Consider the following 22,789-nt stretch of genomic DNA (forward strand, 5'->3'; position numbering starts at 1 on the left):
CCGGAAATCGCTACAGCCCGCGAGTGATTGCATGCCTCCGCTGTCTTCGATGGATCGCCGCTCTTTTCTGCGAGGCATGGCTTTCGCAGGGGCGGCAAGTGCGCTGACGTTCCGTCCGCTTCAGGCCGCTGCCGCGCCGGCAGTAAGGGAGACGCAACAGGTGCCGTTATTTCCCCAGGCTCCCTTGGCGCCACAGCCTTTTGCACTTCTGCCGACAGGTTCGATCAAAGCGAGCGGCTGGTTGCTGCGGCAGCTGCAGATTCAGGCGGACGGCCTCAGTGGTCATCTCGACGAATTCTGGCCCATCGTGGGGCCCGAAAGCGGGTGGCTGGGAGGGAAGGGCGAGTCCTGGGAGGATGGTCCATATTTCCTCGATGGCCTGGTTCCGCTGGCATGGCAGCTGGGTTCGCCTAAGCTCAAGGCAAAGGCGATGCGTTTCATCGACTGGACGCTGGATCATCCCTGGGAAAACGGCATGTTCGGCCCGCGCGGCAACGACGACTGGTGGCCGCGCATGGTGATGCTCAAGGTGCTTACGCAGTATCAGGAGCTCACCGGCGATGCTCGCGTCGTGCCGCTGATGACGCGGTATTTCCATTACCAGCTGCAGGCCCTGCCGGCGCGGCCGCTGCGCGATTGGGGTCGCATGCGATGGCAGGATGAGCTGCTTTCCGTTCTGTGGCTGTATCAACGCACTCGTGACCCGAAATTGCTGGAGCTTGCGCATCTGCTCAAAGAACAGGGCTACGACTGGCAAGGCATGTTTGCCCATTTCCCGTTCACGCAGAAAACCGACGCCGAAGCTCTGCGCAAGCAGGCGGGCGCATCGGATGCGTTCATGCAGGACCTCGGCCTGCAAGTGCATGGCGTCAATGTCGCGCAGTCATTGAAGGTGTCGCCGGCGTGGTCGATCGTCTCTGGCCAAGCAGTCGATCGTGAGGCCATTCATCGCCAGCTGCGGATGCTCGACACGTACCACGGCTTGCCCAATGGAATGTTTTCCGCGGACGAGCATCTGGCTGGCCGCAGTCCGTCGCAGGGCACCGAATTGTGCACCGTGGTGGAAACCATGTTTTCGCTGGAAGTGGCACTCGCCGTGACCGGCGATGCGGGCCTGGGGGATCGCCTGGAGCGGATCGCGTTCAACGCGCTGCCTGCCGCGCTGACCGACGACATGTGGGCCCATCAATACAACCAGCAGCCCAATCAGGTCGAATGCAGCCTCCATCGCGAGCCGTGGACCACCGATGGGCCAGAATCGAACCTGTTTGGCCTGGAGCCCAACTTCCGTTGCTGTACCGCGAATTTCCATCAAGGCTGGCCAAAGTTTGCCAATAGTCTGTGGATGGCAACGGCCGACCAGGGACTGGCCGCGATGAGCTACGCGCCATGTACCGTGCACACTGCGGTGCGCGGAGTGCGGGTGGTGGTTGAGCAGGTCAGCGAATATCCGTTTCGGCAGCACGTCAGCATCACGCTGAGGCCGCAGCAGGCGGTGGCGTTTCCTTTGCGCTTGCGCATGCCGGCATGGTCGCAGGGCACACGTATCGCGGTGAACGGAAAGCCGGTGGAGGCAACGCCCGGGTTCACGACGATCGAGCGCACATGGGCGCCGGGCGACACGGTGGAGTTGACGTTCGGCGCTGCCGTCAACGTCGAACGCGGCTACAACGGTGCGCTCAGTTTCAGTCGCGGAGCCTTGGTCTACGCGCTGCCGATCAAAGAGAACTGGGTCATCTGGCGCAAGCGAGGCTTGACTCACGATTGGCAGGTGTATCCAGGCTCGCGCTGGAATATCGGCATCAAGCCGGACGTGCAAATCGACGTAAGCGAGCATCCCGTGGCGGAAACGCCGTTCGCAGGTACCGCGCCTGCAGTGCAGTTGACCCTGCAAGGGCATTATGTGTCGGCCTGGAAGGCATCGGATGGCAATGCCGACCCCGTGCCAGCCAAGGCCGAGCCTTCGGGGGACGAAGAGGCCCCGGCCATCACTTTGGTGCCTTATGCCGGAGCCAAGTTGCGCATTGCGGCGTTCCCGGCGCTGGCGGAGCGCTGAGGCTGCATAGGTACATTCGTAATTTTACATAATATACATTATGCGCAATTTCGGCTGACTGGCTCACCGCTGAAAATCAAGTCGCTGCCGTCCCGCGCAGGCCACTGGCCGACCGCTCCCGCCTGAGACTTGTGTATACGAACTCCCGTTAACCCGAACCACCGTCCCGCCAATACATTGCTCATCAGGCTGAAGCTGTAGAACCTGGCGCCGCCGCTCCGCCGCTTCATGAGTCGCACGAGGATCAAAAGACGGAGTTGACCGTGCCGGCGTCAGCTGCTTCATCTCGCGCTGAAACTGATCAACGGCCGCCTCAATCGCCTCCGCAGCTTGCTGCTTCTCATATTCCCGGTAGGCAATGAAGCCGAAAAGCAAAAGCGCGGCGGAGGCCACGATCGATAACCCTATCTTGCTCGCACCGTCCATGCTGCCCCTGTGTAAAACACACAAAGCGTAAAGGCACCCGTCTCCCCCGAACAACCCTGCGGGTTGCCCGGTGAAGCCGGTGGTAGGTCACAGGCGGTGCCTGCATCGGCACTCAGCGAGCGAATCCATGGCTTGGGGTGTCGCCATGACTCACGACGGATCAATCAATTGATTGAATACCCCCGTCAGCAGTTCAGCCAAATCGTGTTCGTTCGCATCCGCCAATGCCGGTAGCGCGATCATTTGCCGCATGACCTGCAGGCCGGAGATCATCGCCAGGATCAATGCCGCGCGCTCAGCTCGGTGTTTTCCGCGCAGCGCCTTGGTTGTCGTTTTCAGGTGATGAGTGGAAATCTTGTCGCGGCCGATCTCGGCGGCAAGAGGGCTGGACGCCGAATGCAGCGTGATCAGGAAGCCATCCAGCGGCGTGTCATGGGCGCGGGTCAATTTCATCAGCGCCTCCGCCAGGGCCCGGCCGGAGCTTGGTTGATCGAAGATTCCGCCGGCGATCAAGCTGCCCTGTGTCATGGTCTGTTCGATGACTTCCGCGAACAGGCGCTCCTTGGAGCCGAAATAGCGATTCACCATCATGGCCGTGACGCCGGCTTCGGCCGCGATCTCGCGCAAGCCGGCACCATCGTACCCCGAGCGCGCAAAAGCCTTGCGCGCGGAAATCAAGATCGCCTCTCGGGTGGCTTCGGCGTCACGGCGGCGTGCCGCTTCGGCAGGGTGCGCAGGTTTCTTCATGGCTCAAGTATACACGTGTAGACAATTGGCGACGAATAGAAGTATACATATGTATACAAACTCGCTTGTATCGCTCCCTCGGGGCGAGGTGGGTCGGAGAATCCGTATATGAGTTCGAGGGTTTTGGTTACCGGCGGCACAGGTTTTATCGCGCAACACTGCATGCTTGCATTGCTTGAAGCCGGCTACCAGGTGCGCACTACGGTGCGCGATCTGGCCCGTCAAGACGAGGTGTTGGCTCAATTGCGGGCAGCCGGCGCCGAACCGGGAGAGCGTCTGTCATTTGCCTTGGCCGACCTGCGCTCCGACCAAGGCTGGGCGGACGCCGCTGCCGGGTGCGCGTACGTACTGCACAGCGCCTCCCCTACTCCGACGGGCACGCAGACTTCCGAAGACGACTGGATACGCCCGGCGGTGGACGGGAATCTGCGGGTGCTGCGTGCTGCTCGCGATGCGCGCGTCAGACGAGTCGTTCTCACGTCCGCATTCGGCGCGATCTGCGCCGGGCACGGCAAGATGGACAGACCCTTCGACGAGACGGACTGGAGCGATTTGACTGCCAGCAACATCTGGCCTTACCAGAAATCCAAGACGCTCGCCGAGCGAGCGGCGTGGGAATTTATTGCCCGTGAGGGAGAAGGTCTGGAGCTGGCTGCAGTGAATCCAACCGCCGTGCTCGGCCCCGTGCTGGGGCCGGATTACTCGCACTCCATCCGGCTGATCAAGCACATGCTCGAGGGACAGCCCGGTTGCCCGAAGATCAATTGCGGTTTCGTGGACGTGCGCGATGTGGCAGATCTTCACTTGCGTGCGATGACTCATCCTTCTGCCAAGGGTGAGCGCTTCCTGGCGATTTCCGGCAACAGCCTCTGGTTGTCCGAGGTTGCAGGTGTGCTCAAGAAAAGCATGGGCCCTTACGCACGCAAGGTGAGCGCGCGAACGCTGCCTAACTGGTTGGTTCGCCTGGGGGCATTTAAGGATCCGGCGTTGCGAGGCTCCATTCCGCTGCTGGGTCGCCACATGAACGCTACCAGTGAAAAGGCGAAGCGCATGCTTGGCTGGTCCCCGCGCCCGCGAGAGGAAGCGATTGTGGCGGCCGCAGAAAGCCTGATTCGCCTTGGTTTGGTCAAGGGCGCGACGAGGGCGTCATAGCCAGCCGCAAGCGCATCTTCGCCCTTGTCCTTATCCTGCGTCCATCGGTTGCTTTTCTTGCTGTGGCCGCGTTCGCGCGATGGTGATGCCGGCGTTTGCAACCTACCGCTTGCAACCCACTGGGGTGCTACGAATTGCCTGACTGTCCCCAAACCTCGGCTTCCATCGCCTCGCCCGTGCGAGCGACTCCCCTCTTCCGCCCTGGCACTCCCGTCGGGCAGCTGAGCCATAGCCATAAGCCAGTCGGCCAGCTGCTCCGGCCCACTAACTCGCTGCCTTCAATGCGGCTCCGAGGAAGCGTTCGACAATCTCGGGCAGCATCGGCTCGATAGGGAGCGTGTAGTGGGTGGTGTTCGGCAAGATGGCGAACTCGTTGGCGGGCCGCAGGGAGCCATCGATCCCGGCATCGCGCCGGCCACCGCCCAGTGCCTTCCAGAACGCGACCATATGTTCGGGGCGAATGGCGTCGGCATCGGCAAAGACCAGCAGCGTGCGTGCCTGAAGCTTGGCGACGTCGGCGCTCCAGTCGAAAGGACGTTTAGTCATGTCGCCGACTTTCCGGAAGAGCTTGGTCCAATCGACATCGGGATAGGCCGCCCCTAGCGGCGATGCCTTGACGCTAGGGCCGAGTGTGGCGGAGTTGGCTTCCAACTGCTGGAAGGCCGTCACCACCTCGGGATAAAAACCGTCCTGGCTCATTGCCGCGGATATAAGCACGAGTCGGTCGACCACGGCCGGATGGCGGATGGCGGTCTGCAGCGCGACGCTGGAGCCCAGCGAGTAGCCCATGACGTCGGCCTTGCCGAGTTTCAGATGGCCAATCAGGGCTGCGATGTCCTCGCCCATCGTTTCGCCGCGCAGTGGCCTATCAGTGTCTGGCGTGCGCCCGTGTGCCTGAAGATGGACCGCGATCACCTGCCGGTTCCTGGCCAGCCGGGCCAGATTGTTGCCGAAGCTGTCCGGGTTGATGCCGCCGTGAAGAAGAATGAGTGGCTTGCCAGTGCCGTGCACGCTGTAGAAAAGATGCTGGCCATTGACGTCGGCGAAATTCTCGCTCGCCATGGCGAGGGGTTTCTTGGCTTGAACGGGAAGTGCAGCGGTCAGCACCGCGGCGGCTACGGCAGTCTTCAGGAAATCACGTCTGAACATATCGCCCTCCTCTCATGCGCTTCGCGCGATCGCAATTAGCAGCCACGATCACATTTGCTCGGGAACGCTGCCCACGTCGTCCATGCCTCCCTGGTTTTGGCGAAGCATGGCGACACGGACCTGCCCAGCCAAACCTGCACTTCCGATACCGTCAAGACCTCCATTCCGCGGTGTAGGCGAATCGCGTGGGCCGTAACGACATGTATTGCGCCACGCGCGGTCGCTGCGCGCGATTGGGGCTGCTTCCATGTGGCAGCAGGTGATGCCAGATGATCATGTCGCCGCGCCGCGCGGCGATCGGTTTCATGGTGAGCGTGTTCCGCGCATGATCGTGCAGCATCACTCCGGGAGGCACGCTTTGCAGCCAAGGCTTCAGCGTGCGATGAAACCCTGGCACGCAGCTGAAAGCCCCCTGGTCCTCATCGACGTCAACCAGGTACAGGATGCCCTGCAATTCCAGGCAATGCGGCTCGGCGAGCGTGGCGTCCCAGTGCAGGTGCGGCCCCGGGAACGGCCAGTCCTGGCGTTCCGGCGGATTGAACCCGCCCTGGTCGACGGTCACCCAGAGGTCTTCGCGTCCCCATAGCTGCGCATGCGCCTTGTGGATGCGAGGTGCGCGGCGGTTGGCTACCAGGGCCGGATGTCGCAGCAGCGGTACCCAGATGGAATGGCCCAGCGAGGTGCGATACCAGGATTCCGGGTTGTTCCGGTCCATGCCCAGGAAATCATAAATGGCCGTCTCCGCGCGCTCCGCTGCTTCCGATGTGATCGCCTGGCGCAGGATGACGTAGCCATGCTCGTCCCAGTGCGCGAGGTCGTCCGCGCTCAGACCTTCGACGCCATCGAGGCTGCCTACTTCAGCGCCGACGGCTTCGCCGGCCAGTGCATGCCGCAGGCGATCCAGCGAAGCCTCGTCCAGTTCGCCGCCGTTGCGTTCTCGCACCCAGGCTTCGAACTGTGCGAACGCGGGCTTCTCGTGGTGCAGGTAGCGAAGGGTTTCCAGTACGTTGAGGCGCAGGCCGGCCAACAGCGTCTTTACCAGGTCCTGCGGCAAAGGCGCGACCGATCCCGGGGCGCATGCGCTGGCCCAGTAGGTGTGCAGTTCCTCGATACCCAGGCTCGATGTCGTCTCAGCCATCGCGCTCCCCGCTGCATGACGTTTCGCCGGGACGAGTGCCTGCGGCGCTGCGCGGCATCATGAGCTGTTTCGGGCTGACGGAGAAGGGGGGGCATGATGCCCTCCCCCCCTTTTGCGTTGAGAACACAAGTCGCCGGCTTTGCAGGTTTCATCGGTTCGCGTGACAGCCATCCGCCTCGCCCATCACGAACTTCTTGACCTGGCCGGAGTAAGGTCCCTTGCGTCGAGACCGTGATGAGGTCAGAGCCATGATTGGAAAGCCTTCCTGTGAAGAAGGGATCATTCTCAGTGGCGTACTTGCGGAGCCTTGTTCGGTTGCGTCACGAAGGTGGACGCTGGTGGTTGCGATTCTTGGATCCAGCCTGGCCTTCATCGACGGAACGGTGGTCAACGTTGCCCTTCCCGCAATCCAGCAGGCTTTTGGATCCACCACCTCCGAAGCGCAGTGGGTCATGGAGTCCTACGCGCTGTTTCTCGCATCGCTACTGCTGGTTGGCGGCGTACTTGGCGATCGTTTCGGCCGCAAGCGCATCTTCATTCTGGGCGCGATCGTTTTCACCCTCGCGTCCATCGGTTGCTCGCTATCCATGACTATTGGGGCATTGATTGCCGCACGGGCAATTCAGGGGGTTGGCGCGGCGCTCCTGGTGCCAGGCAGTCTTGCCTTGATCAGTGCCACCTATCCGGCATCGGAGCGCGGCGCCGCCATCGGCACCTGGTCTGGCTTCACCGGCATCACCGCCGCTGTCGGCCCCGTTATCGGGGGCTTTCTCGTCGACCATTACGCTTGGACATGGGCCTTCCTAGTCAATGTGCCTCTTGGCCTTCTGTTGCTGGCGATAGGCGTCGTGAAAGTGCCGGAGAGCAAAGCCAATAAGACAGTTGGGCAGATCGATTACCTTGGCGCAGGTTTGGTCACGATCGGGTTGGCCGGGGTGGTTTATGCCTTCATCGAGGCCCCGAACCAAGGCTGGGGCGCCTTGCCGGTCTATGGGAGCCTTGCCATCGGCATCGCCGCGATGTTGCTTTTCATTCGGGTCGAAGCGAGGGCCATGTCTCCCATGCTTCCCTTGCAGCTTTTTCGCGATCGCAGCTTTACAGGAGCGAATCTGCTGACCCTGATGCTCTACGCCGCGCTCGGCGGCACCCTTTTCTTTCTTCCGCTGAATCTCATTCAGGTGCAGGGCTATAGCGCAACGGGAGCGGGGTCGGCGCTCCTTCCCTTCATTGCCATCATGTTCATTCTGTCGCGCTGGGCGGGAGGCCTGGTTGATCGATTCGGTGCCCGGCTGCCGCTGGTTCTGGGCCCGCTCGTCGCTGCGGCAGGATTTGCCTTGTTTGCGCCAATCTCCGTGGGTGGCGGCTACTGGACGACTTTTTTTCCGGCCATCTGCGTGCTTGGCTTGGGCATGAGTATCACTGTCGCGCCATTGACGACGACGGTAATGAACGCGGCAGGCATGGAGTGGGCTGGCACAGCTTCCGGCATCAACAACGCCATATCGCGTGCCGCAGCGTTGCTGGCTATCGCTCTGTTCGGCTTCGCGATGAACATGGCTTTTAATGCGCGACTGGATGCCGAGCTGGGAAGGCTGGATCTCCCCGCTGACGTGATTTCCACTGTCGTGGCCCAGCGCCAGAAGCTTGCCGGCATCAGCCTTCCCGGCCATCAGGCCGAGGCCACCACGGCAGCCTTGAAGCATGCCATCGATGCGTCCTTTGTCTCCGGCTTTCGCCTGGTGATGCTGATTTCCGCCGCACTGTCGTTGCTGAGCGCGGGCGCTGCGTGGTTCTTCATTCCAGGAAAAGCGGGCGACTCATCGCCCGAATAAGACGAAATCGCCGGCCCCCGCGGGCGTATGGCATCGCCGGCGATCGTCTGGGAGGCCCGCAATTTTCAGTTGTCGCTCAAATTGCATGAGGCCGGATTCATCGAGATCGACTGCCTCCCGCAACCTAGAATCCGCTCAAGAGCCCGTCTGCCGCGCCACGCCATGGCTGTCCGCCGCGGCCATCGGCGCATTCGCCGCCCGGGTCGGTGTTGCCGGTGCTGGATAAAACTGCGTCGCCCAGCGACGGAAGATCGGATACGGCCCGCTGCCGGCCGCTGGTTCCGCATATCTCGAATAATCGCGATGACTCCACACCATGATGTCTTCCTTGAAGACCGGCACCAGCCAGAGCCGGTGCAGCGTGCGCGACAGCACAGCGTAGATCGCGTGTCGCAGGAACGGTGGCCACTTGGCCAGCCACGAGAAGCGAAAAGAGATGCCGTCGCGGAAAGTCCACTGCATCGGTGCGACCTGCACGCCGCAAGCGAAGATCTTCGCCTCCAGGCCAAGCGACTTCATTTCGTGGTCCGAGGAAACACAGCCTAGTCCGTGCACGCCGATCAGCGTGCGCCAGCGGATGCCTTTCCAGGCCATGTCCACATGCATTGAAATGCGCGGACCATCGACTAGCGGTGCATGCGGCGACATGTCCGTCCAGCGATGCAGCGCGCCGAAATGCTCGATGTCATAGCCGTTCTCAGGCAGGTTCTGCATCAGTCCGCGCAGCGTGTAGCTACGGCCGACCGGTACCGAGAAGCCGTCCATGTCCACCTCGGGCAGCTCCCAGGTGGGCGCCAGGCCCTTCGCGTTCTGCCACACGAAGACGAAGCCGTTCCATTCGCGCACATGCCAGGTGCGCAGCGCCGCGCGGCGACCGCCTTCGGCCTGGCCGGCACGCACGCAGCGCCCATCCTGCCCATAGGCGTAATGATGGAAGGGGCAGACCAGATTTTCGCCCTCCACGGTGCCGCCATGCCCGAGGTGTGCGCCCTGGTGCGGGCAATGCGCATCGGTGGCGCGGACCTGTCCGGAGCGCGTGCGGTACAACACCACGTCACGGCCCATGAAGGGTGTGGTCAGTACGCTGCCCGGCTTTAGTTCGCGAGAAAAGCACAGCGCGAACCACCCATCGGGATACGGCAGTGGCGAAGCCTCTTCGGCATGGTGCACGGCATTCATTCTTCCCTCCCCTCGTATCTCACGCAGACCCCCTTTCCTGCTGCGCTAGGTGGCGCATGCGGCTCGCCTCCGCGATATCGCCGTAGAACTGCGCGGCCCAGCGCCGGAACATCGCGATCGGCATTTCGCCTGGCATCAGCGTGGGGCGCTGGTCGTAGTCGCGTGCATCCCAGATGGCAAGGTCCCGCTTGAACTGCGGGACAAACCAAAAGCGATGCGCCAGGTCGACCAGCACGGTGTGGATGGCGTGCCGCAGTGGCCGCGGCCACCTTGCCAGCCGGGCCACGCGCAGGGCGACGAGCTCGCGGCAGGACCATCGCTGCGCGTCCAGTTGCGTGGGAAAAAGGATCACCCGCGCGTGCAACCCCAGGCGCGGCAGCAGCATCTGCGCCGCCATGCAACCTAGCCCGTGCATGGTAATGTCCAGCCGCATGGGCTGGCCGAGTAGCACCATGTCCGCGCCCATCGTCATGCGGTGCCCTGCGACCGTCGGTGGATCCAGCACCGGATCGGACCAGCCGTGCACCGGGCTGAAGTGGTTCACGTCGACGCCGTTCTCGGCCGGGTTCTGCAGGCTGCCGTGCAGGACATGCCCGTGCCCGCGCGGCGGCGAATAACCGCTCATATCGATGGACGGCAACTCCCAGGCCGGCGGCCGGTTCGCGCGATCGTGCCAGACCATGATCAGGCCATTCCATTCGCGCACCGGCCAATGGCGCAGAACCGCCGCGGGCGGCTTGCCGCCCACCCTGGAACAGCGCCCCTCGGTGTCGAAGCGAAGATGATGGAAGGGGCAGACCAGATGCTCGCCATCGACCGCGCCTCCACGTCCCAGGTGCGCGCCGAGATGCGGGCAATGCGGATCCACCGCCTTCGCCTCACCCTTCGCCGTCCGGTACAGCACCACCTCCCTCCCATTGAAAGGCACGGTCTGTACGGATCCGATCTTCACCTCTCGACCGAAAGCCACGGCGAACCAGCCGTCGGGGAACGACGAAGGTGCGGTTTCGCCGGATCGCTTGCGCTGCGCCGCCACGGTCGGTTGATTCATGGGGGTCTCCTAACCATCGCCGACGCGATAGCGCGCGCTGAACTCGTGGAACGCTGCATTTCCCGAACTCATATGGGCGAGTTCGGTCACGTAGGCCTGCACGTCCGGACGGCCGCCGAGCGGCCCTGCCAGGACCCTGGCGCTTGCCGCGAGCAGCCGCTCTTCGTTGCGTTCGCAAAGCCCGGAGAGGTGTTGCAGTGCCTGCGTGGCATCCAGTCCCAACTCGCGTGAAAGTACCCACACGGCGTTGAAACGCTCTTGCTTCGCCGCCTCCTTGCGGAACGAGAAAAGATCGTTGACCAGAATGACCGAGTCGATCGTAGCGTCACGTACTTCCCATAGCGCCGGATCGCGTTCGAACGCCGACGTCATGTCCACGTCGATGGCGTACTCCGTCAGCATGGTGATCCAGTGACCGAACCCCTCGATGCGGCGCAATGCGAGGTATGCCGCCAGCGATAGACGGTCGACATCGATCGCGGTCGACTCCGCCTGCATGGCGATCTGTTCGGCGATGCTGGCGGCCAGCCGGCGCCACACCGCTGGCCTCGCCGCGAGCTGCGGGCGCATCGGCGCGAGGGCATCGTGCAGCAACTGCGCCGAGGGAAACGCCGCCGGCGGCTGCACCCCATGCAGCGCCTCCTCGAAGTGCAAGCGCAGCGCGGCACTCTCCTTCTCCATGCCAGGGCGCGCCAGCGGGGTAAAGGCGTCATCCATCACCGTGGTGACGTTCATCATTCTCCCGATCGTATAGATCCGGTCCGGCAGTGCGTGCGGGTAACACAGGAGGCCATAGGCGGGAATGCGCTGCGCTATGAATTTCCTGGCCATCCGTTCATCGCCGAAATGGCGCAGGATGTACGGCCAGTCATCCTGCGCGAGACGGCGCTCAATCGCCTCGTGCTGCGGATGCCACGCCGGCTTCAGGGTCAAGCGTGGCGCGACGAAGGGAAAATGGCCGACGGCCGCATCCGGGCAAGGCATGGCCTGGGTTTGCATGGAGAACGATCTCCGTTGACGCAATGGACGTGGGGTCTGAGGCTGCGACGATATTCAGTCCGGCTTGCGGGCGATCACGCTGTAGGTCGACACCTTGTTCTTGATCAGCGCCACCGACCAGTTTTCGGCAAGCACGCGCAACTCCTCCAGTGGAGGCGGAATGTTGTCCGCGGTGAAATGGCGCTCGATGTTGGCACGGGAATCCATCAACCAGCGCGCCACGTCGATATTGGACGGCAGTACGCGCATGTCCTGCACCGCGAAGCCGGCATCCTCCAGCACCTGGCGGAAATAAGCCGGCGTCTTGCGGTGCCGGCAGGCCAGGCGATCGACCTCGTCGTAGGTATCCGATTCGTAGCTTTCCGGCGCCTGGTTATAGAGGTTGTCAGAGATCACGACCTGTCCGCCCGGCGCGACGCGTGCGAACAGCTTGCGCATGGCGCGCTCGTACAGGTCGTCGGGAAAGTGCGAGATCACGCCGCGTATGATCACCAGGTCGTAAGCGTCGTCTGGGTCCGGCAGCAGGTCCACGTCCTGTGCATTGCACAGATACAAATGAATGCGCTCGGACAGCTCGTGTCGTGCGTGGAAGTCCGCGCAATATTCCAGCTGTGTGCGGCTGACGTTGACGCCATCGAGGCGTCCGCATTCCGGAAACCTTTCCGCCAGATGCTTCAGGATGTAGCCCCAGCCGCAGCCGATATCCAGGATGCGGCGCAGCGGGCGCCGGTCCGCTGCTTCGAGACCGGCCATCCTCAGCTGGCGGTCGAAATAGCGGATGCCCGATTCGTCCAGAGAGATCGGCTGCGGAGAGGCCGGGTCGTCATACACGCCGAACTGGAACAGCAGGTAGTCACCGATGGCCTTCCGCCATTCTTCCGGGTTGTCCTGGTAGGTGTACTCCACCTTGGCCTGATAGGCGTTGCCGACGTTCCCCATGATGGGGGTGATAGGAAGGGCGCGTGGCGACGCAGGAAGTTGTTGGGCGGGGCGGCTCATGGGTATCTCCCTGACTCATGGGGCGGTCTCGACGGGGGCGCGAACCCGGTCCGGCTCGCGGGGGAGGCGCAGTGCGGTATGCGTCTGCGATGGCGGAGGGCGGGTGGTCCGGGCGGACGCCGTCGGCGTCCCGAAAGGCGGGCGCCGCGCGGGGTCGTAACGCCACCACCATGCGATGGCCGGAATGGGCGGTGCCAGGCGCCCGGCGTCGCGCGGAACATCGCTCCAGTGAGCGGCCTCCGGGGCGGGCGCCTGACCCGTACCCAGCGCCCATTCCGCCGATCCGCGCAACGCCAGCGCCAGATCGCCGGCGTAGCGCTGCAGCACCTTCGATGGCCCCTGCCCCAGCTGGTCGCTGAGGCGAAGGAACAAGCTCATGACCTGGTCCCGCAGCAGTAACGCCTGATGGTTGGCCTGCGGGAGATCGCAGCGATACTCGCGGCGCATCACTTCGACAAGGCTATCTTCGCTGCCGCTGCTGCGCTCCATCCGTTCGGCCTCGGCGAACTCCGTGTCGATGCCGAGCAGCAAGGCGACCATCTCTTCCAGGATCTGGACGCGCGGATCGGCGTGCCGCAGCGCCGTCACCTCATAGCGCCCTGCCGCCGAAATGATCGCGACGATGGCCGCCGGCCCGCCGCTGTGCATGCGCATGACCAGGTAATCGTTGAGCGAAGGCGCTTTCTTCCGGGCGAGATTGCCGACCCGCCACACCTCGCACATCAGCCAGCGGCGCACCTGTGCGACCCAGTGCTCGATCTGCGCCGGCCTGGCGAAACCGTTGAGGCGCAAGCGCAGATCCCAAATGGCCTTGGCATAGCGATGGCTGGCGGCGACCGTCACCTGCGGCGCCTCGATACAGCGCAGCAGCACCGACATGGCATCGATCAGTTCGCCGGGATGGCGTGCGAACGCGTGTTCCGCGCAGACCTCCTCGTCGAACGCCGCGCCCCATAGGCATAAGTCTGAAGCCCAGCGCAGCGGTTGCTCCGCGGCACAAGGCAGCATGTGCGCGGCCTTTCGTGCCACGCCGCTGCCGATGAGTCGCTGCCGCTGCGCGTCGTGCGGAAATAATCCGAAGCGCTCCATCCAGGCGACGGACTGCCGCTCCGCGGCGTGCATATGGATATTGATGGCATAAGGTAGCGGTAAAAATAAGGTATTCGACCTCATCCATTAGCTCCGGCAACAACTGACCGTCGCTCTATTTAATAGGGCGATGGTTAATGGCTTGGAGTCAGGAGAGCATCCATGGCGAAGCCATCCAATAATGGCGTCGCGTCGGCTCTATGGGCTATTTGATAATGCCTGTTCGCTGCGGATAAAAGCCGTGAAGACCTGAATCATCGGATTTTCACGGACCACCCACATGATCTGGCGGATCCGAGTGTCGCGACCGCCGCCATGCACGAAACACAGCACTTCCCCTGGCCTGATGCTTCCCACGAGCTTTGGAAATTGAACTTAGTGCGCGCTTTGATCTGTGCATTGGTTCACACTTCAGGAAACGGGCGTTTGGTTTTATTTACCTGCCCGTTTTATTCGAGCCATTTGGTCGCCGCCTCGTGAGAATGTGGCATTTGCAGGTCGCATCGAGCGGATAACAAAGCCTCGGCCTGCGTCTAATTAATCCCGTCATTTTCCATCACGGCGCTTAATGCGCCGATGGGCGCATTCGCCCCCAATTAATCGATGGAGCCCCTCCGGGTTCGATCGAGGGGGGTCTGCGCGTCCTCGCCACTGAACCCGGCCGCCGGCGTGAAGCGCGGCCAGACAGGGAGCGCCGTCATGTACGACCTGCTGCAGACCATCAACACGCCCGCCGATCTGCGTCGCCTGCCGCGCGACGCCCTGCACCAGCTCGCTGGCGAACTGCGTGCCTTCGTACTGGAAAGCGTATCGGCCACCGGGGGCCACCTCTCATCGAATCTCGGCAGCATCGAGCTGACGATCGCTCTGCACTATGTGTTCGACACGCCGGACGATCGCCTCGTGTGGGACGTAGGCCACCAATCGTATCCCCACAAGATCCTCACCGGGCGTCGCGAATCGATGGCCGGCCTGCGGCAGTTCGGCGGCATCTCCGGCTTCCCGCGGCGCAGCGAGTCCGAATACGACACGTTCGGCACCGCACACTCCAGCACCGCCATATCGGCGTCGCTCGGCATGGCCCATGGCGCGCGCATCAAACAGGAGTCGCGGCATTGCGTGGCCGTGGTGGGCGACGGCGCGTTGAGCGCCGGCATGGCCTTCGAGGCGATGAACAACGCCGGAGTGGCAGAAGACCTGCCGCTACTGGTGGTGCTCAACGACAACGACATGTCGATCTCGCCGCCAGTCGGCGCGCTGCGCTACTGCTTCGGGCGCCTGATCGCCAGCCGTTTCTACGCGCAGGCCAGGCGGCAGGCGCAGTACGCCTTGCGCGGCATCCCGCCGATCCGGCGCCTCGCCGGCCGGCTCGAGGCTCAAGTCAAAGGCTTGGTCACACCCTCCACCTTGTTCGAGGAGTTCGGCTTCCACTACACCGGCCCCATCGACGGCCACGACCTGGACGCCCTGATCGATGCGCTGCAGAACCTGCGGCAGCAACCGGGCCCGCAGTGGCTGCATGTCGTGACGCAGAAAGGCCACGGCTACAAACTGGCCGAAGCCGACCCTGTCCAGTACCACGGCCCGGGCAAGTTCGATCCCAAGGTCGGGCTGACGGCGTCCGGTGGCGGCGGCAAGCCCAGCTACACCCAGGTGTTTTCGCAATGGGTCTGCGACGAAGCGGCGCTCGATCCGCGCGTGGTCGCCATCACGCCAGCGATGCGCGAGGGCTCCGGTCTGGTCGAATTCGAGAAACGCCATCCCGACCGCTACTTCGACGTTGCCATCGCCGAACAGCACGCCGTGACCTTCGCGGCGGGCCTCGCCACCGAAGGCCTGCGCCCGGTCGTGGCGATCTATTCGACCTTTCTGCAGCGCGGCTACGACCAGCTGATTCACGATGTGGCGCTGCAGAACCTGCCGGTGGCTTTCGCCATCGACCGCGCCGGCATCGTGGGCGCCGACGGCGCCACGCACATGGGCGCGTTCGACCTGGCCTATCTGCGCTGCGTGCCGAACATGGTGGTGATGGCGGCCAGCGACGAGAACGAATGCCGACAGATGCTGCACACCGCCGTCCAGCACGACGGCCCCTGCGCCGTGCGCTATCCGCGGGGCACCGGCCCGGGCGTCGCCATCGAGCAGGCGATGTCCTGCCTGCCCATCGGCAAGGGCGAGATTCGGCGCATGTCGAATGCGCGCTCCGGACAGCGCATCGCCATCCTCGCTTTCGGCTCGATGGTCGCGCCCAGCCTGGCGGCCGCCGAAGCACTGGACGCCACGGTCGCCAACATGCGCTTCGTCAAACCGCTGGATGAGGCCTTGTTGCGCCATCTCGCGCAGACCCACGACGCCTTGGTCACGGTCGAGGAAGGTTGCCTGATGGGCGGCGCCGGCTCGGCCTGCCTGGAGTATCTCGCTACCGAAGGTCTTTCCGTCCGAATCCTGCGGCTGGGGTTGCCCGACGAGTTCGTCGAACACGGCGACCCCGCGACGCTGCTCGCCCTGTACGGACTCGACGCGGCGGGCATCCGCCTGCGCATCGAACGGTTCGTCGACGGCCTGGCGTCGCCAGCCGCGCCCTTCCCGCCCCATCACCACGCCCGACCTTTGCGCGCGGTTGCACGGGAGGCCATCGGGCCATGAATGCGACGCAGAGCCACACATTCCCCACGGAGGTTCGAGTCATGCGCGTCATCCTCGCCCAGCCCCGCGGCTTCTGTGCCGGCGTGGTCCGCGCCATCGATACCGTCGAGCACGCCCTGCAGCGCCACGGCGCGCCGGTCTACGTGCGCCACGAGATCGTGCACAACAAGCACGTGGTGAACAGCCTCAAGGCGAAAGGCGCGATCTTCGTCGAGGAACTGGACGAAGTGCCCGCCGACGCCGTGGCCGTGTTCAGCGCGCACGGCGTCAGCGCGGCGGTGGAAAACGACGCGAGGCATCGCGAGCTGCGCGTGCTGGACGCTACCTGTCCGCTGGTCAGCAAGGTCCATGATCAGGGCCGCCGCTACGCGGCCAGGGGCTACGCGCTGATCCTGATCGGGCACGCCAACCATCCGGAGGTGATCGGCACCATGGGCCAGATCCCGGTGCCGGTGGCGCTGGTACAGAACAAAGCCGACGTCGCGGCACTCACCTTCCCCGCCGACGCGCCACTGGCCTACATCACACAAACCACGCTGAGCGTGGACGACACGCGAGACATCATCGAGGCGCTGAAGGCGCGCTATCCAAACATCGTCGGCCCAAGCACGCGCGACATCTGTTATGCCACGCAGAACCGCCAGGTCGCCGCCAGGGAGCTGGCCAGGATGGCCGACGTAGTGCTGGTAGTCGGCTCGCCGAACAGTTCCAATTCGCTGCGCCTGCGCGAAATCGCGGCAGAGGCAGGCACGCCCAGCTACCTGCTCACCGACGGCGGCGACCTGCGCCCGGAATGGGTGCGCGCCGCCCGTACGGTCGGCGTCACCGCCGGCGCCTCCGCGCCCGAATCGATGGTGGAAGACGTGATCGCCGCGCTGCGCCGGATCGCGCCAGTCGAACTGTCCATCATGGACGGGCGCCAGGAGAAGGCGGTGTTTCCACTGCCGGCGCCGCTGCTGGAGCAAGCCTCATGACCGCATTCGGGCGGCGGTACAGCCGGCAGGTACGGATCGGTCACGTCGCCGTCGGCGGCGACGCGCCGGTGCGGGTGCAAGCCATGACCAACACGGACACGGCCGATGCCAGGGCCACCGCCGAGCAGGTCGCCGCCCTCGCGCTGGCCGGCGCGGAGCTGGTACGTATCACGGTCAACGACGACGATGCCGCCGCTCAGGTCGCCGCGATCCGTGACGAACTCGACCGGCGCGACATCGCCGTGCCGCTGGTCGGCGACTTCCACTTCAATGGCCACCGTCTTCTGGCCAAACACCCATCCTGTGCCGAGGCACTGGCGAAGTACCGCATCAACCCCGGCAACGTCGGGCGCGGCAGCAAGCGCGATGAGAACTTCGCCTTCATGATCGAAACCGCTTGCCGCTACGGCAAGCCGGTGCGCATCGGGGTGAACTGGGGCAGCCTCGACCAGGCCCTGCTGGCTAGGCTGATGGACGACAACGCCCGGCTCGCGCAGCCCGCCGATGCCGCCATCGTGATGCGCGAAGCGCTGGTCGCCTCGGCCCTGGACAGCGCCGCGCGCGCGCTTGAACTGGGCCTGCCCGCCGACCGCATCGTGCTCTCGGCCAAGGTCAGCAAGGTGCCTGACCTGGTGGCGGTGTACAGCACGCTCGCCGCGCGTTGCGACTACCCGCTGCACCTGGGGCTCACCGAGGCGGGCATGGGTCTGAAAGGCATCGTTGCTTCGTCCGTCGCGCTGGGCGGCCTGCTGCAGCGAGGCATCGGCGACACCATCCGCGTCTCGCTGACGCCCGAGCCCGGCGGCGACCGCACCCGCGAAGTCCAGGTCGCCCAGCAGATCCTGCAGAGCCTAGGCCTGCGCAGCTTCATGCCGACGGTGACCTCGTGCCCCGGTTGCGGACGCACCACCAGTACGGTGTTCCAGGAACTCGCCGCGCGCATCGAAGCCCATCTGCAGACGCACCGGCACGCCTGGCGCACGCGCTATCCAGGCTCCGAAACCCTCCACGTCGCCGTCATGGGTTGCGTGGTGAACGGTCCCGGCGAAAGTCGCCTGGCCCCAATCGGCATCTCTCTGCCCGGCTCCGGCGAACGTCCCGTAGCGCCGGTCTACATCGACGGGAAGCACGCTACCACGCTTCACGGCGACACCATCGCCGACGATTTCATGCATTTGATCGAAGACTACGTGGCCGCGCGCTACGGCAGCGACGCACAGGCGCGGCAACGGCTGGAAAACAGCCTGGCGCGCAAGGAAGGCGGCACGCACGCCGGCGCGGCAGCCCACGCCATGGAATGAACAGCCTATGCGCAACGGTAACCACTATCGCGAAACCGTGCTCAGCGTCCGCCATTGGACCGACCGCGTGTTCTCCTTCTCCACCACGCGACCCGATTCGCTGCGCTTCGAGAACGGCCAGTTCATCATGCTCGGCCTGCCCGGCGGGGAAGAGCGCCCCCTGATGCGGGCCTACAGCTTCGCCAGCGCCAACTACGAGGACGCACTGGAGTTCCTCAGCATCAAGATGCCGCAGGGCAAACTCACTTCACGATTGCAGCGCATCCAGCCCGGCGATGAGCTGCTGCTCAGCGATAAGCCGGTGGGCAGCCTGATCCTGCCCAACCTGCTGCCGGGCAAGCGCATCTACCTGCTCGGCACCGGTACCGGACTGGCGCCGTTTCTCAGCATCGCGAAGGACCCCGAGCTGTACGAGCGCTTCGAGCAGGTGATCCTGGTGCATGGCGTGCGGCACCGCGCCGATCTGGTCTACGGCGACCTGTTCACGCGCGAACTACCGGAGCACGAGCTGCTCGGCGAGGCCGCGCGGCGGCAGCTGACCTACTACCCGACCGTCACGCGCGAACCCTTTCCGCAGCAAGGTCGCATCACCACGCTGATCGAGAGTGGCCAGCTATTTCGCGACCTCGATGTGCCGCCCATGGACCCTGCCGTCGATCGCGTCATGCTGTGCGGCAGCATGGCCATGCTCAACGACATGCGCCGTGTGCTCGGCGACCTCGGGTTGCGCGAAGGCTGCACCCGCGAAGCCGGTCATTTTCTGGTCGAACGCGCCTACGTGGAGTGAGCCCATGCATCGCCTCGCCATCCTCGGTTCGACGGGTTCCGTTGGCACCAGCACGTTGGATGTCGTCGCCCGGCATCCGGACCGCTTCGAGATCGTCGCTCTCACCGCGCACCGTCGCATCGATCGCCTGTATGAGCAATGCGCGCGCTTCCGTCCGGCCTATGCCGTGGTCGGCGAAGCGCACGATGCCCTACGCCTGAACGCCACGCTGCGGCAGGCGGGGTTGCCGACGCGCGTCGCGTATGGCCAGGACGCGCTGTGCGACGTGGCGCGCTCGGCCGAATGCGACACCGTGGTCGCCGCCATCGTCGGTGCGGCCGGCCTGCGCCCATCGCTTGCCGCCGCGCGCGCCGGCAAGCGCATCCTGCTGGCGAACAAGGAGGCCCTGGTGATGTCGGGTGCGCTGTTCATGCGCGCCGTGGCCGAGCATCAGGCCACCCTGCTGCCGGTGGACAGCGAACACAACGCGATCTTCCAGTGCCTGGATCAGGCGCGCGGCGGCCAGGGCGTGGAGCGGCTGATTCTCACCGCCTCCGGCGGCCCCTTCCTGCGCCGCGCGCCGGATAGCCTGCACGAGGTCTCGCCCGACGAGGCCTGCGCGCACCCGAACTGGAGCATGGGCCGCAAGATCTCAGTCGATTCGGCCACCATGATGAACAAGGGCCTGGAAGTGATCGAGGCGCACTGGCTGTTCGGCATGCCGCCCGAGCGCATCGACGTCGTGATCCATCCGCAGAGCGTGATCCACTCCATGGTGGCTTATGCCGATCAGTCCGTACTCGCGCAACTCGGCGTGCCGGACATGCGCACACCCATCGCTCACGCCCTCGCCTACCCGGCGCGCATCGCCTCCGGCGTGACGCCGCTGGACCTTGCCAGACTGTCGGGGCTGACCTTCGAAACGCCGGATCCGGCACAGTTTCCCTGCCTTCGCCTGGCCCTGAACGTGCTGCGCGATGGCTGCCAGGCCAGTGTGGCGCTCAATGCCGCCAACGAAATCGCGGTCGAGGCCTTTCTCTACGGTGCGATCCGCTTCACCGCCATCGCCGAGGTCGTGGAGGACACGCTGCTGCGCTGGCCGATCGACCGGCACGGTGCCGACCTGGACGACATCCTCGCCGCCGACGCGCGAGCCCGCGCCCATGCGCGCCAATCGGTGCGCCGTCGCGGTGCACTTCGCCCGGCCGCCGCGGCCCTCTACTGAACAGGACGCCATTCATCATGTACGCAGCCCCTGCCTCGCCCAGCGCCGCCCTTTCGCCGCAACCGTTGTCGCCACCAGCGCCACCGCTCGATGCCTGGATGCGCGAGATAGCGACACGCACCGAGCATGCCCTCGACCGGTTCCTCCCCGCCGCATCCGCGGCCCCCACCTTGCTGCACGAGGCGATGCGCTACGCCACGCTGGCCGGCGGCAAACGGATGCGCGCGTTGCTGTGCCATGCCGCGGGCGCGGTGGTCGATGCCGATCCTGCCGCGCTCGATGCCGCCGCCGCCGCGATCGAAATGATCCATGCCTATTCGCTGGTGCATGACGATCTGCCTGCGATGGACAACGACGCCCTGCGTCGCGGCAAGCCTACCGTGCACATCAAGTACGGCGACGCGAATGCGATCCTGGTCGGCGATGGCTTGCAGGCCCTTGCTTTCGAGACCGCATGCAAGGCTCCGCTGCCTCCGGCGCAATGCATTGCTCTGGTGCGCGAGCTGGCGGCAGCCAGCGGTTCGCTGGGCATGGTCGGCGGCCAATGCATCGACCTGACCAGCACCGGCCTGCGCCTGTCGCTCGACGAGCTCGAACGCATGCACCGCATGAAAACCGGCGCGCTGTTCCGCGCCGCCGTATTGATGGGCGCGCATTGCGGTGCGCCGCCGGTAGCGCTACAGGTCATCGAGGCGCTGGAGCGCTATCAACAGGCGATCGGCCTGGCCTTCCAGGTCGTGGACGACATCCTGGACGTGACCGCCGATGCGGCCACGCTGGGCAAGACCGCCGGCAAGGACATGCAGGCAAACAAACCTACCTATGTGTCGGTCCTCGGGCTGAGCGCCTCGCGCAAACTCGCCATCGATCTGCGCGAGCAGGCACGGACTGCCCTGGCCCCACTCGGCGACCGGGCCGTTCGGCTGAGCGCCTTGGCCGACCTGGTCGTAGAGCGTGCCTACTGAAGGGGCAGTGCTTGAATACCCGATCCGATGAGCTGACCAAGGCGCAGCAGGCACCGAGATGGGGCGCGCCTTTCCTGGCGGGCGCCAACCGACCCATCGTTCTCCCTGCGCTCTCCGTGCCATTTCCTGTCCGGAAGAATCCGCATCATGCGACGGTACGCGATCGCACCCGCGATTGGCTGGTTGCCAGCAGGCTTATTGACGACCCGCAGCGCCTGGAGCGCATGGACGATGCCGATTTCACCGGGTTGAGCGCGCGCGCCTTTCCGGACGCCTGCGCCGAGGATCTGTTTCTTCTGGACACCTTTTATCTCGCCTATTTCATCTTCGATGATCAATTTGATGAGGCGGCCGGAGGTCATGCACAAGTCCGGTACAAGGTGCAGGCTGCGCTGCGGTTGATGCGGCTCCAGTCGGCCGATAGCGGCGATGCACATGGTGCGGCCGAATGGGTGTTGCGCCAATCCTGGGACGCGCTGCGTCAGCAGATGCCGATCTCTTGGCAGAGGCGGTTTCTCAAGCACCTGGCGGCCTACCTCCGATCATTGCTGCGAAGCCCTCAGTCACCGGTTGATCTGGTCGCCTATCTTCAGACGCGCCGCGACAATGGCGGCCTCGAGACCTCATTCGACTGCATTGAACTGGCCAACCGGATCGTGGTTCCAGAGCGCTTTCATGCGTCCTATCTGGACCGCCTATTGCGGCAAGCCGCCAATGATGCGGCCTGCCTGTTCAACGACATTTACTCCTATGACAAGGAGCGGCGCTGCGGAAAGACCGACAACGCGGTAGCCATCTGCGCGCAACTGCTCAACGAGGACCCCGCATGCGCGATGCAGTTCGTGGGCAATCTCGCCATGACACGGGTAGATAGTTTCTGCCAGGCCAAGGCCCATCTTCCGGACGCCCTCAAAACCGGCCGTTACACCCATGTCGAGCAGACTGCCATCCTGCGCTATGTAAATGGCCTTGAGTGCTGGATGAGTGGATTGCTTGACTGGTCGAGGCTATCGCCCAGATATCGCGAAAGCCCTGACGGACGCGGACTGGGATCGAACACCACTGATTGACCGATCAGCGGTCATTCTCCGCCGC

18 protein-coding genes are annotated in these 22,789 nt (G+C 64.4%); 10 read left to right on the forward strand and 8 right to left on the reverse strand.

Annotated elements, in window-relative coordinates; translation table 11 throughout:
• The first annotated feature begins 31 nt into the window (after positions 1-31).
• The gene (locus tag RKE25_RS12350) at positions 32-2,056 is read left to right on the forward strand and encodes a beta-L-arabinofuranosidase domain-containing protein (RefSeq protein ID WP_311838399.1); all 2,025 of its coding nucleotides are present in this window, start codon (positions 32-34) and stop codon (positions 2,054-2,056) included.
• Between the two features lie 576 nt (positions 2,057-2,632).
• Here RKE25_RS12350 and RKE25_RS12355 read toward each other — a convergent pair.
• Positions 2,633-3,229: a TetR family transcriptional regulator gene (locus tag RKE25_RS12355; RefSeq protein WP_311838400.1), complete on the reverse strand. Its 597-nt coding sequence runs from the start codon at positions 3,227-3,229 to the stop codon at positions 2,633-2,635.
• A 108-nt stretch (positions 3,230-3,337) separates the two neighbouring features.
• Between RKE25_RS12355 and RKE25_RS12360 the strand changes: the two genes are divergently transcribed.
• On the forward strand, positions 3,338-4,381 hold the full coding sequence (locus RKE25_RS12360) for an aldehyde reductase (protein WP_311838401.1): 1,044 nt from the start codon (positions 3,338-3,340) through the stop codon (positions 4,379-4,381).
• A gap of 264 nt (positions 4,382-4,645) precedes the next feature.
• Here the strand turns inward: RKE25_RS12360 and RKE25_RS12365 are convergent, their stop codons facing one another.
• Positions 4,646-5,530, reverse strand: coding sequence for an alpha/beta hydrolase (locus tag RKE25_RS12365; RefSeq protein WP_311838402.1), 885 nt, complete (start codon positions 5,528-5,530; stop codon positions 4,646-4,648).
• Between the two features lie 151 nt (positions 5,531-5,681).
• Positions 5,682-6,668, reverse strand: a complete 987-nt coding sequence (locus RKE25_RS12370; RefSeq protein ID WP_311838403.1) for a phytanoyl-CoA dioxygenase family protein — start codon at positions 6,666-6,668, stop codon at positions 5,682-5,684.
• A gap of 338 nt (positions 6,669-7,006) precedes the next feature.
• Here RKE25_RS12370 and RKE25_RS12375 point away from each other — a divergent pair, with 338 nt between their 5' ends.
• Positions 7,007-8,500, forward strand: coding sequence for an MFS transporter (locus RKE25_RS12375; RefSeq protein ID WP_311838404.1), 1,494 nt, complete (start codon positions 7,007-7,009; stop codon positions 8,498-8,500).
• A 135-nt stretch (positions 8,501-8,635) separates the two neighbouring features.
• Here RKE25_RS12375 and RKE25_RS12380 read toward each other — a convergent pair whose 3' ends face one another.
• The 5 genes from RKE25_RS12380 to RKE25_RS12400 are packed head-to-tail and all read right to left on the reverse strand — an operon-like array spanning position 8,636 to position 13,901.
• Positions 8,636-9,679: a Rieske 2Fe-2S domain-containing protein gene (locus RKE25_RS12380; RefSeq protein WP_311838405.1), complete on the reverse strand. Its 1,044-nt coding sequence runs from the start codon at positions 9,677-9,679 to the stop codon at positions 8,636-8,638.
• 19 nt (positions 9,680-9,698) lie between these two features.
• Entirely contained in the window at positions 9,699-10,730 is a 1,032-nt protein-coding gene (locus RKE25_RS12385) for a Rieske 2Fe-2S domain-containing protein (RefSeq protein ID WP_311838406.1), read from the reverse strand.
• Positions 10,731-10,739: 9 nt separating this feature from the next.
• Positions 10,740-11,729 (reverse strand): hypothetical protein, encoded by a 990-nt coding sequence (locus RKE25_RS12390; RefSeq protein WP_311838407.1) that lies wholly within the window; start codon positions 11,727-11,729, stop codon positions 10,740-10,742.
• Positions 11,730-11,783: 54 nt separating this feature from the next.
• Positions 11,784-12,728 carry a methyltransferase domain-containing protein gene (locus tag RKE25_RS12395; RefSeq protein ID WP_311838408.1) on the reverse strand — a complete coding sequence of 315 codons (945 nt, stop codon included), beginning with the start codon at positions 12,726-12,728 and terminating at the stop codon, positions 11,784-11,786.
• Between the two features lie 15 nt (positions 12,729-12,743).
• Positions 12,744-13,901 (reverse strand): hypothetical protein, encoded by a 1,158-nt coding sequence (locus tag RKE25_RS12400; RefSeq protein ID WP_311838409.1) that lies wholly within the window; start codon positions 13,899-13,901, stop codon positions 12,744-12,746.
• Positions 13,902-14,516: 615 nt separating this feature from the next.
• Between RKE25_RS12400 and dxs the strand changes: the two genes are divergently transcribed.
• From dxs to RKE25_RS12435, 7 genes are read left to right on the forward strand one after another with little or no spacing between them, the layout of a single operon-like run.
• Positions 14,517-16,463 (forward strand): 1-deoxy-D-xylulose-5-phosphate synthase, encoded by a 1,947-nt coding sequence (gene dxs, locus RKE25_RS12405; protein WP_311838410.1) that lies wholly within the window; start codon positions 14,517-14,519, stop codon positions 16,461-16,463.
• A 41-nt stretch (positions 16,464-16,504) separates the two neighbouring features.
• Entirely contained in the window at positions 16,505-17,437 is a 933-nt protein-coding gene (ispH, locus tag RKE25_RS12410; protein WP_311838411.1) for a 4-hydroxy-3-methylbut-2-enyl diphosphate reductase, read from the forward strand.
• Entirely contained in the window at positions 17,434-18,738 is a 1,305-nt protein-coding gene (gene ispG, locus RKE25_RS12415) for a flavodoxin-dependent (E)-4-hydroxy-3-methylbut-2-enyl-diphosphate synthase (RefSeq protein WP_311838412.1), read from the forward strand. Before ispH ends, ispG begins: the two co-directional genes overlap by 4 nt.
• Before the next feature lie 7 nt (positions 18,739-18,745).
• Positions 18,746-19,525, forward strand: a complete 780-nt coding sequence (locus tag RKE25_RS12420) for a ferredoxin--NADP reductase (protein WP_311838413.1) — start codon at positions 18,746-18,748, stop codon at positions 19,523-19,525.
• Positions 19,526-19,529: 4 nt separating this feature from the next.
• Positions 19,530-20,729 (forward strand): 1-deoxy-D-xylulose-5-phosphate reductoisomerase, encoded by a 1,200-nt coding sequence (gene ispC, locus RKE25_RS12425; RefSeq protein ID WP_311838414.1) that lies wholly within the window; start codon positions 19,530-19,532, stop codon positions 20,727-20,729.
• 17 nt (positions 20,730-20,746) lie between these two features.
• Positions 20,747-21,694 (forward strand): farnesyl diphosphate synthase, encoded by a 948-nt coding sequence (locus RKE25_RS12430; protein ID WP_311838415.1) that lies wholly within the window; start codon positions 20,747-20,749, stop codon positions 21,692-21,694.
• An 11-nt stretch (positions 21,695-21,705) separates the two neighbouring features.
• A complete protein-coding gene (locus tag RKE25_RS12435) occupies positions 21,706-22,764 on the forward strand; it encodes a hypothetical protein (RefSeq protein ID WP_311838416.1) in 1,059 nt (352 codons plus the stop codon).
• Positions 22,765-22,789 lie beyond the last annotated feature (25 nt).

Origin of the sequence: Dyella sp. BiH032 (genome assembly GCF_031954525.1) — a bacterium.
Classification (GTDB): domain Bacteria; phylum Pseudomonadota; class Gammaproteobacteria; order Xanthomonadales; family Rhodanobacteraceae; genus Dyella_D.

Excerpts from the sequence above, each read along its gene's own strand:
- RKE25_RS12350 (WP_311838399.1), top strand. The coding sequence starts at position 32 with ATGCCTCCGCTGTCTTCGATGGATCGCCGCTCTTTTCTGCGAGGCATG.
- RKE25_RS12355 (WP_311838400.1), bottom strand. The coding sequence starts at position 3,229 with ATGAAGAAACCTGCGCACCCTGCCGAAGCGGCACGCCGCCGTGACGCC.
- RKE25_RS12360 (WP_311838401.1), top strand. The coding sequence starts at position 3,338 with ATGAGTTCGAGGGTTTTGGTTACCGGCGGCACAGGTTTTATCGCGCAA.
- RKE25_RS12365 (WP_311838402.1), bottom strand. The coding sequence starts at position 5,530 with ATGTTCAGACGTGATTTCCTGAAGACTGCCGTAGCCGCCGCGGTGCTG.
- RKE25_RS12370 (WP_311838403.1), bottom strand. The coding sequence starts at position 6,668 with ATGGCTGAGACGACATCGAGCCTGGGTATCGAGGAACTGCACACCTAC.
- RKE25_RS12380 (WP_311838405.1), bottom strand. The coding sequence starts at position 9,679 with ATGAATGCCGTGCACCATGCCGAAGAGGCTTCGCCACTGCCGTATCCC.
- RKE25_RS12385 (WP_311838406.1), bottom strand. The coding sequence starts at position 10,730 with ATGAATCAACCGACCGTGGCGGCGCAGCGCAAGCGATCCGGCGAAACC.
- RKE25_RS12390 (WP_311838407.1), bottom strand. The coding sequence starts at position 11,729 with ATGCAAACCCAGGCCATGCCTTGCCCGGATGCGGCCGTCGGCCATTTT.
- RKE25_RS12395 (WP_311838408.1), bottom strand. The coding sequence starts at position 12,728 with ATGAGCCGCCCCGCCCAACAACTTCCTGCGTCGCCACGCGCCCTTCCT.
- RKE25_RS12400 (WP_311838409.1), bottom strand. The coding sequence starts at position 13,901 with ATGAGGTCGAATACCTTATTTTTACCGCTACCTTATGCCATCAATATC.
- dxs (WP_311838410.1), top strand. The coding sequence starts at position 14,517 with ATGTACGACCTGCTGCAGACCATCAACACGCCCGCCGATCTGCGTCGC.
- ispH (WP_311838411.1), top strand. The coding sequence starts at position 16,505 with ATGCGCGTCATCCTCGCCCAGCCCCGCGGCTTCTGTGCCGGCGTGGTC.
- ispG (WP_311838412.1), top strand. The coding sequence starts at position 17,434 with ATGACCGCATTCGGGCGGCGGTACAGCCGGCAGGTACGGATCGGTCAC.
- RKE25_RS12420 (WP_311838413.1), top strand. The coding sequence starts at position 18,746 with ATGCGCAACGGTAACCACTATCGCGAAACCGTGCTCAGCGTCCGCCAT.
- ispC (WP_311838414.1), top strand. The coding sequence starts at position 19,530 with ATGCATCGCCTCGCCATCCTCGGTTCGACGGGTTCCGTTGGCACCAGC.
- RKE25_RS12430 (WP_311838415.1), top strand. The coding sequence starts at position 20,747 with ATGTACGCAGCCCCTGCCTCGCCCAGCGCCGCCCTTTCGCCGCAACCG.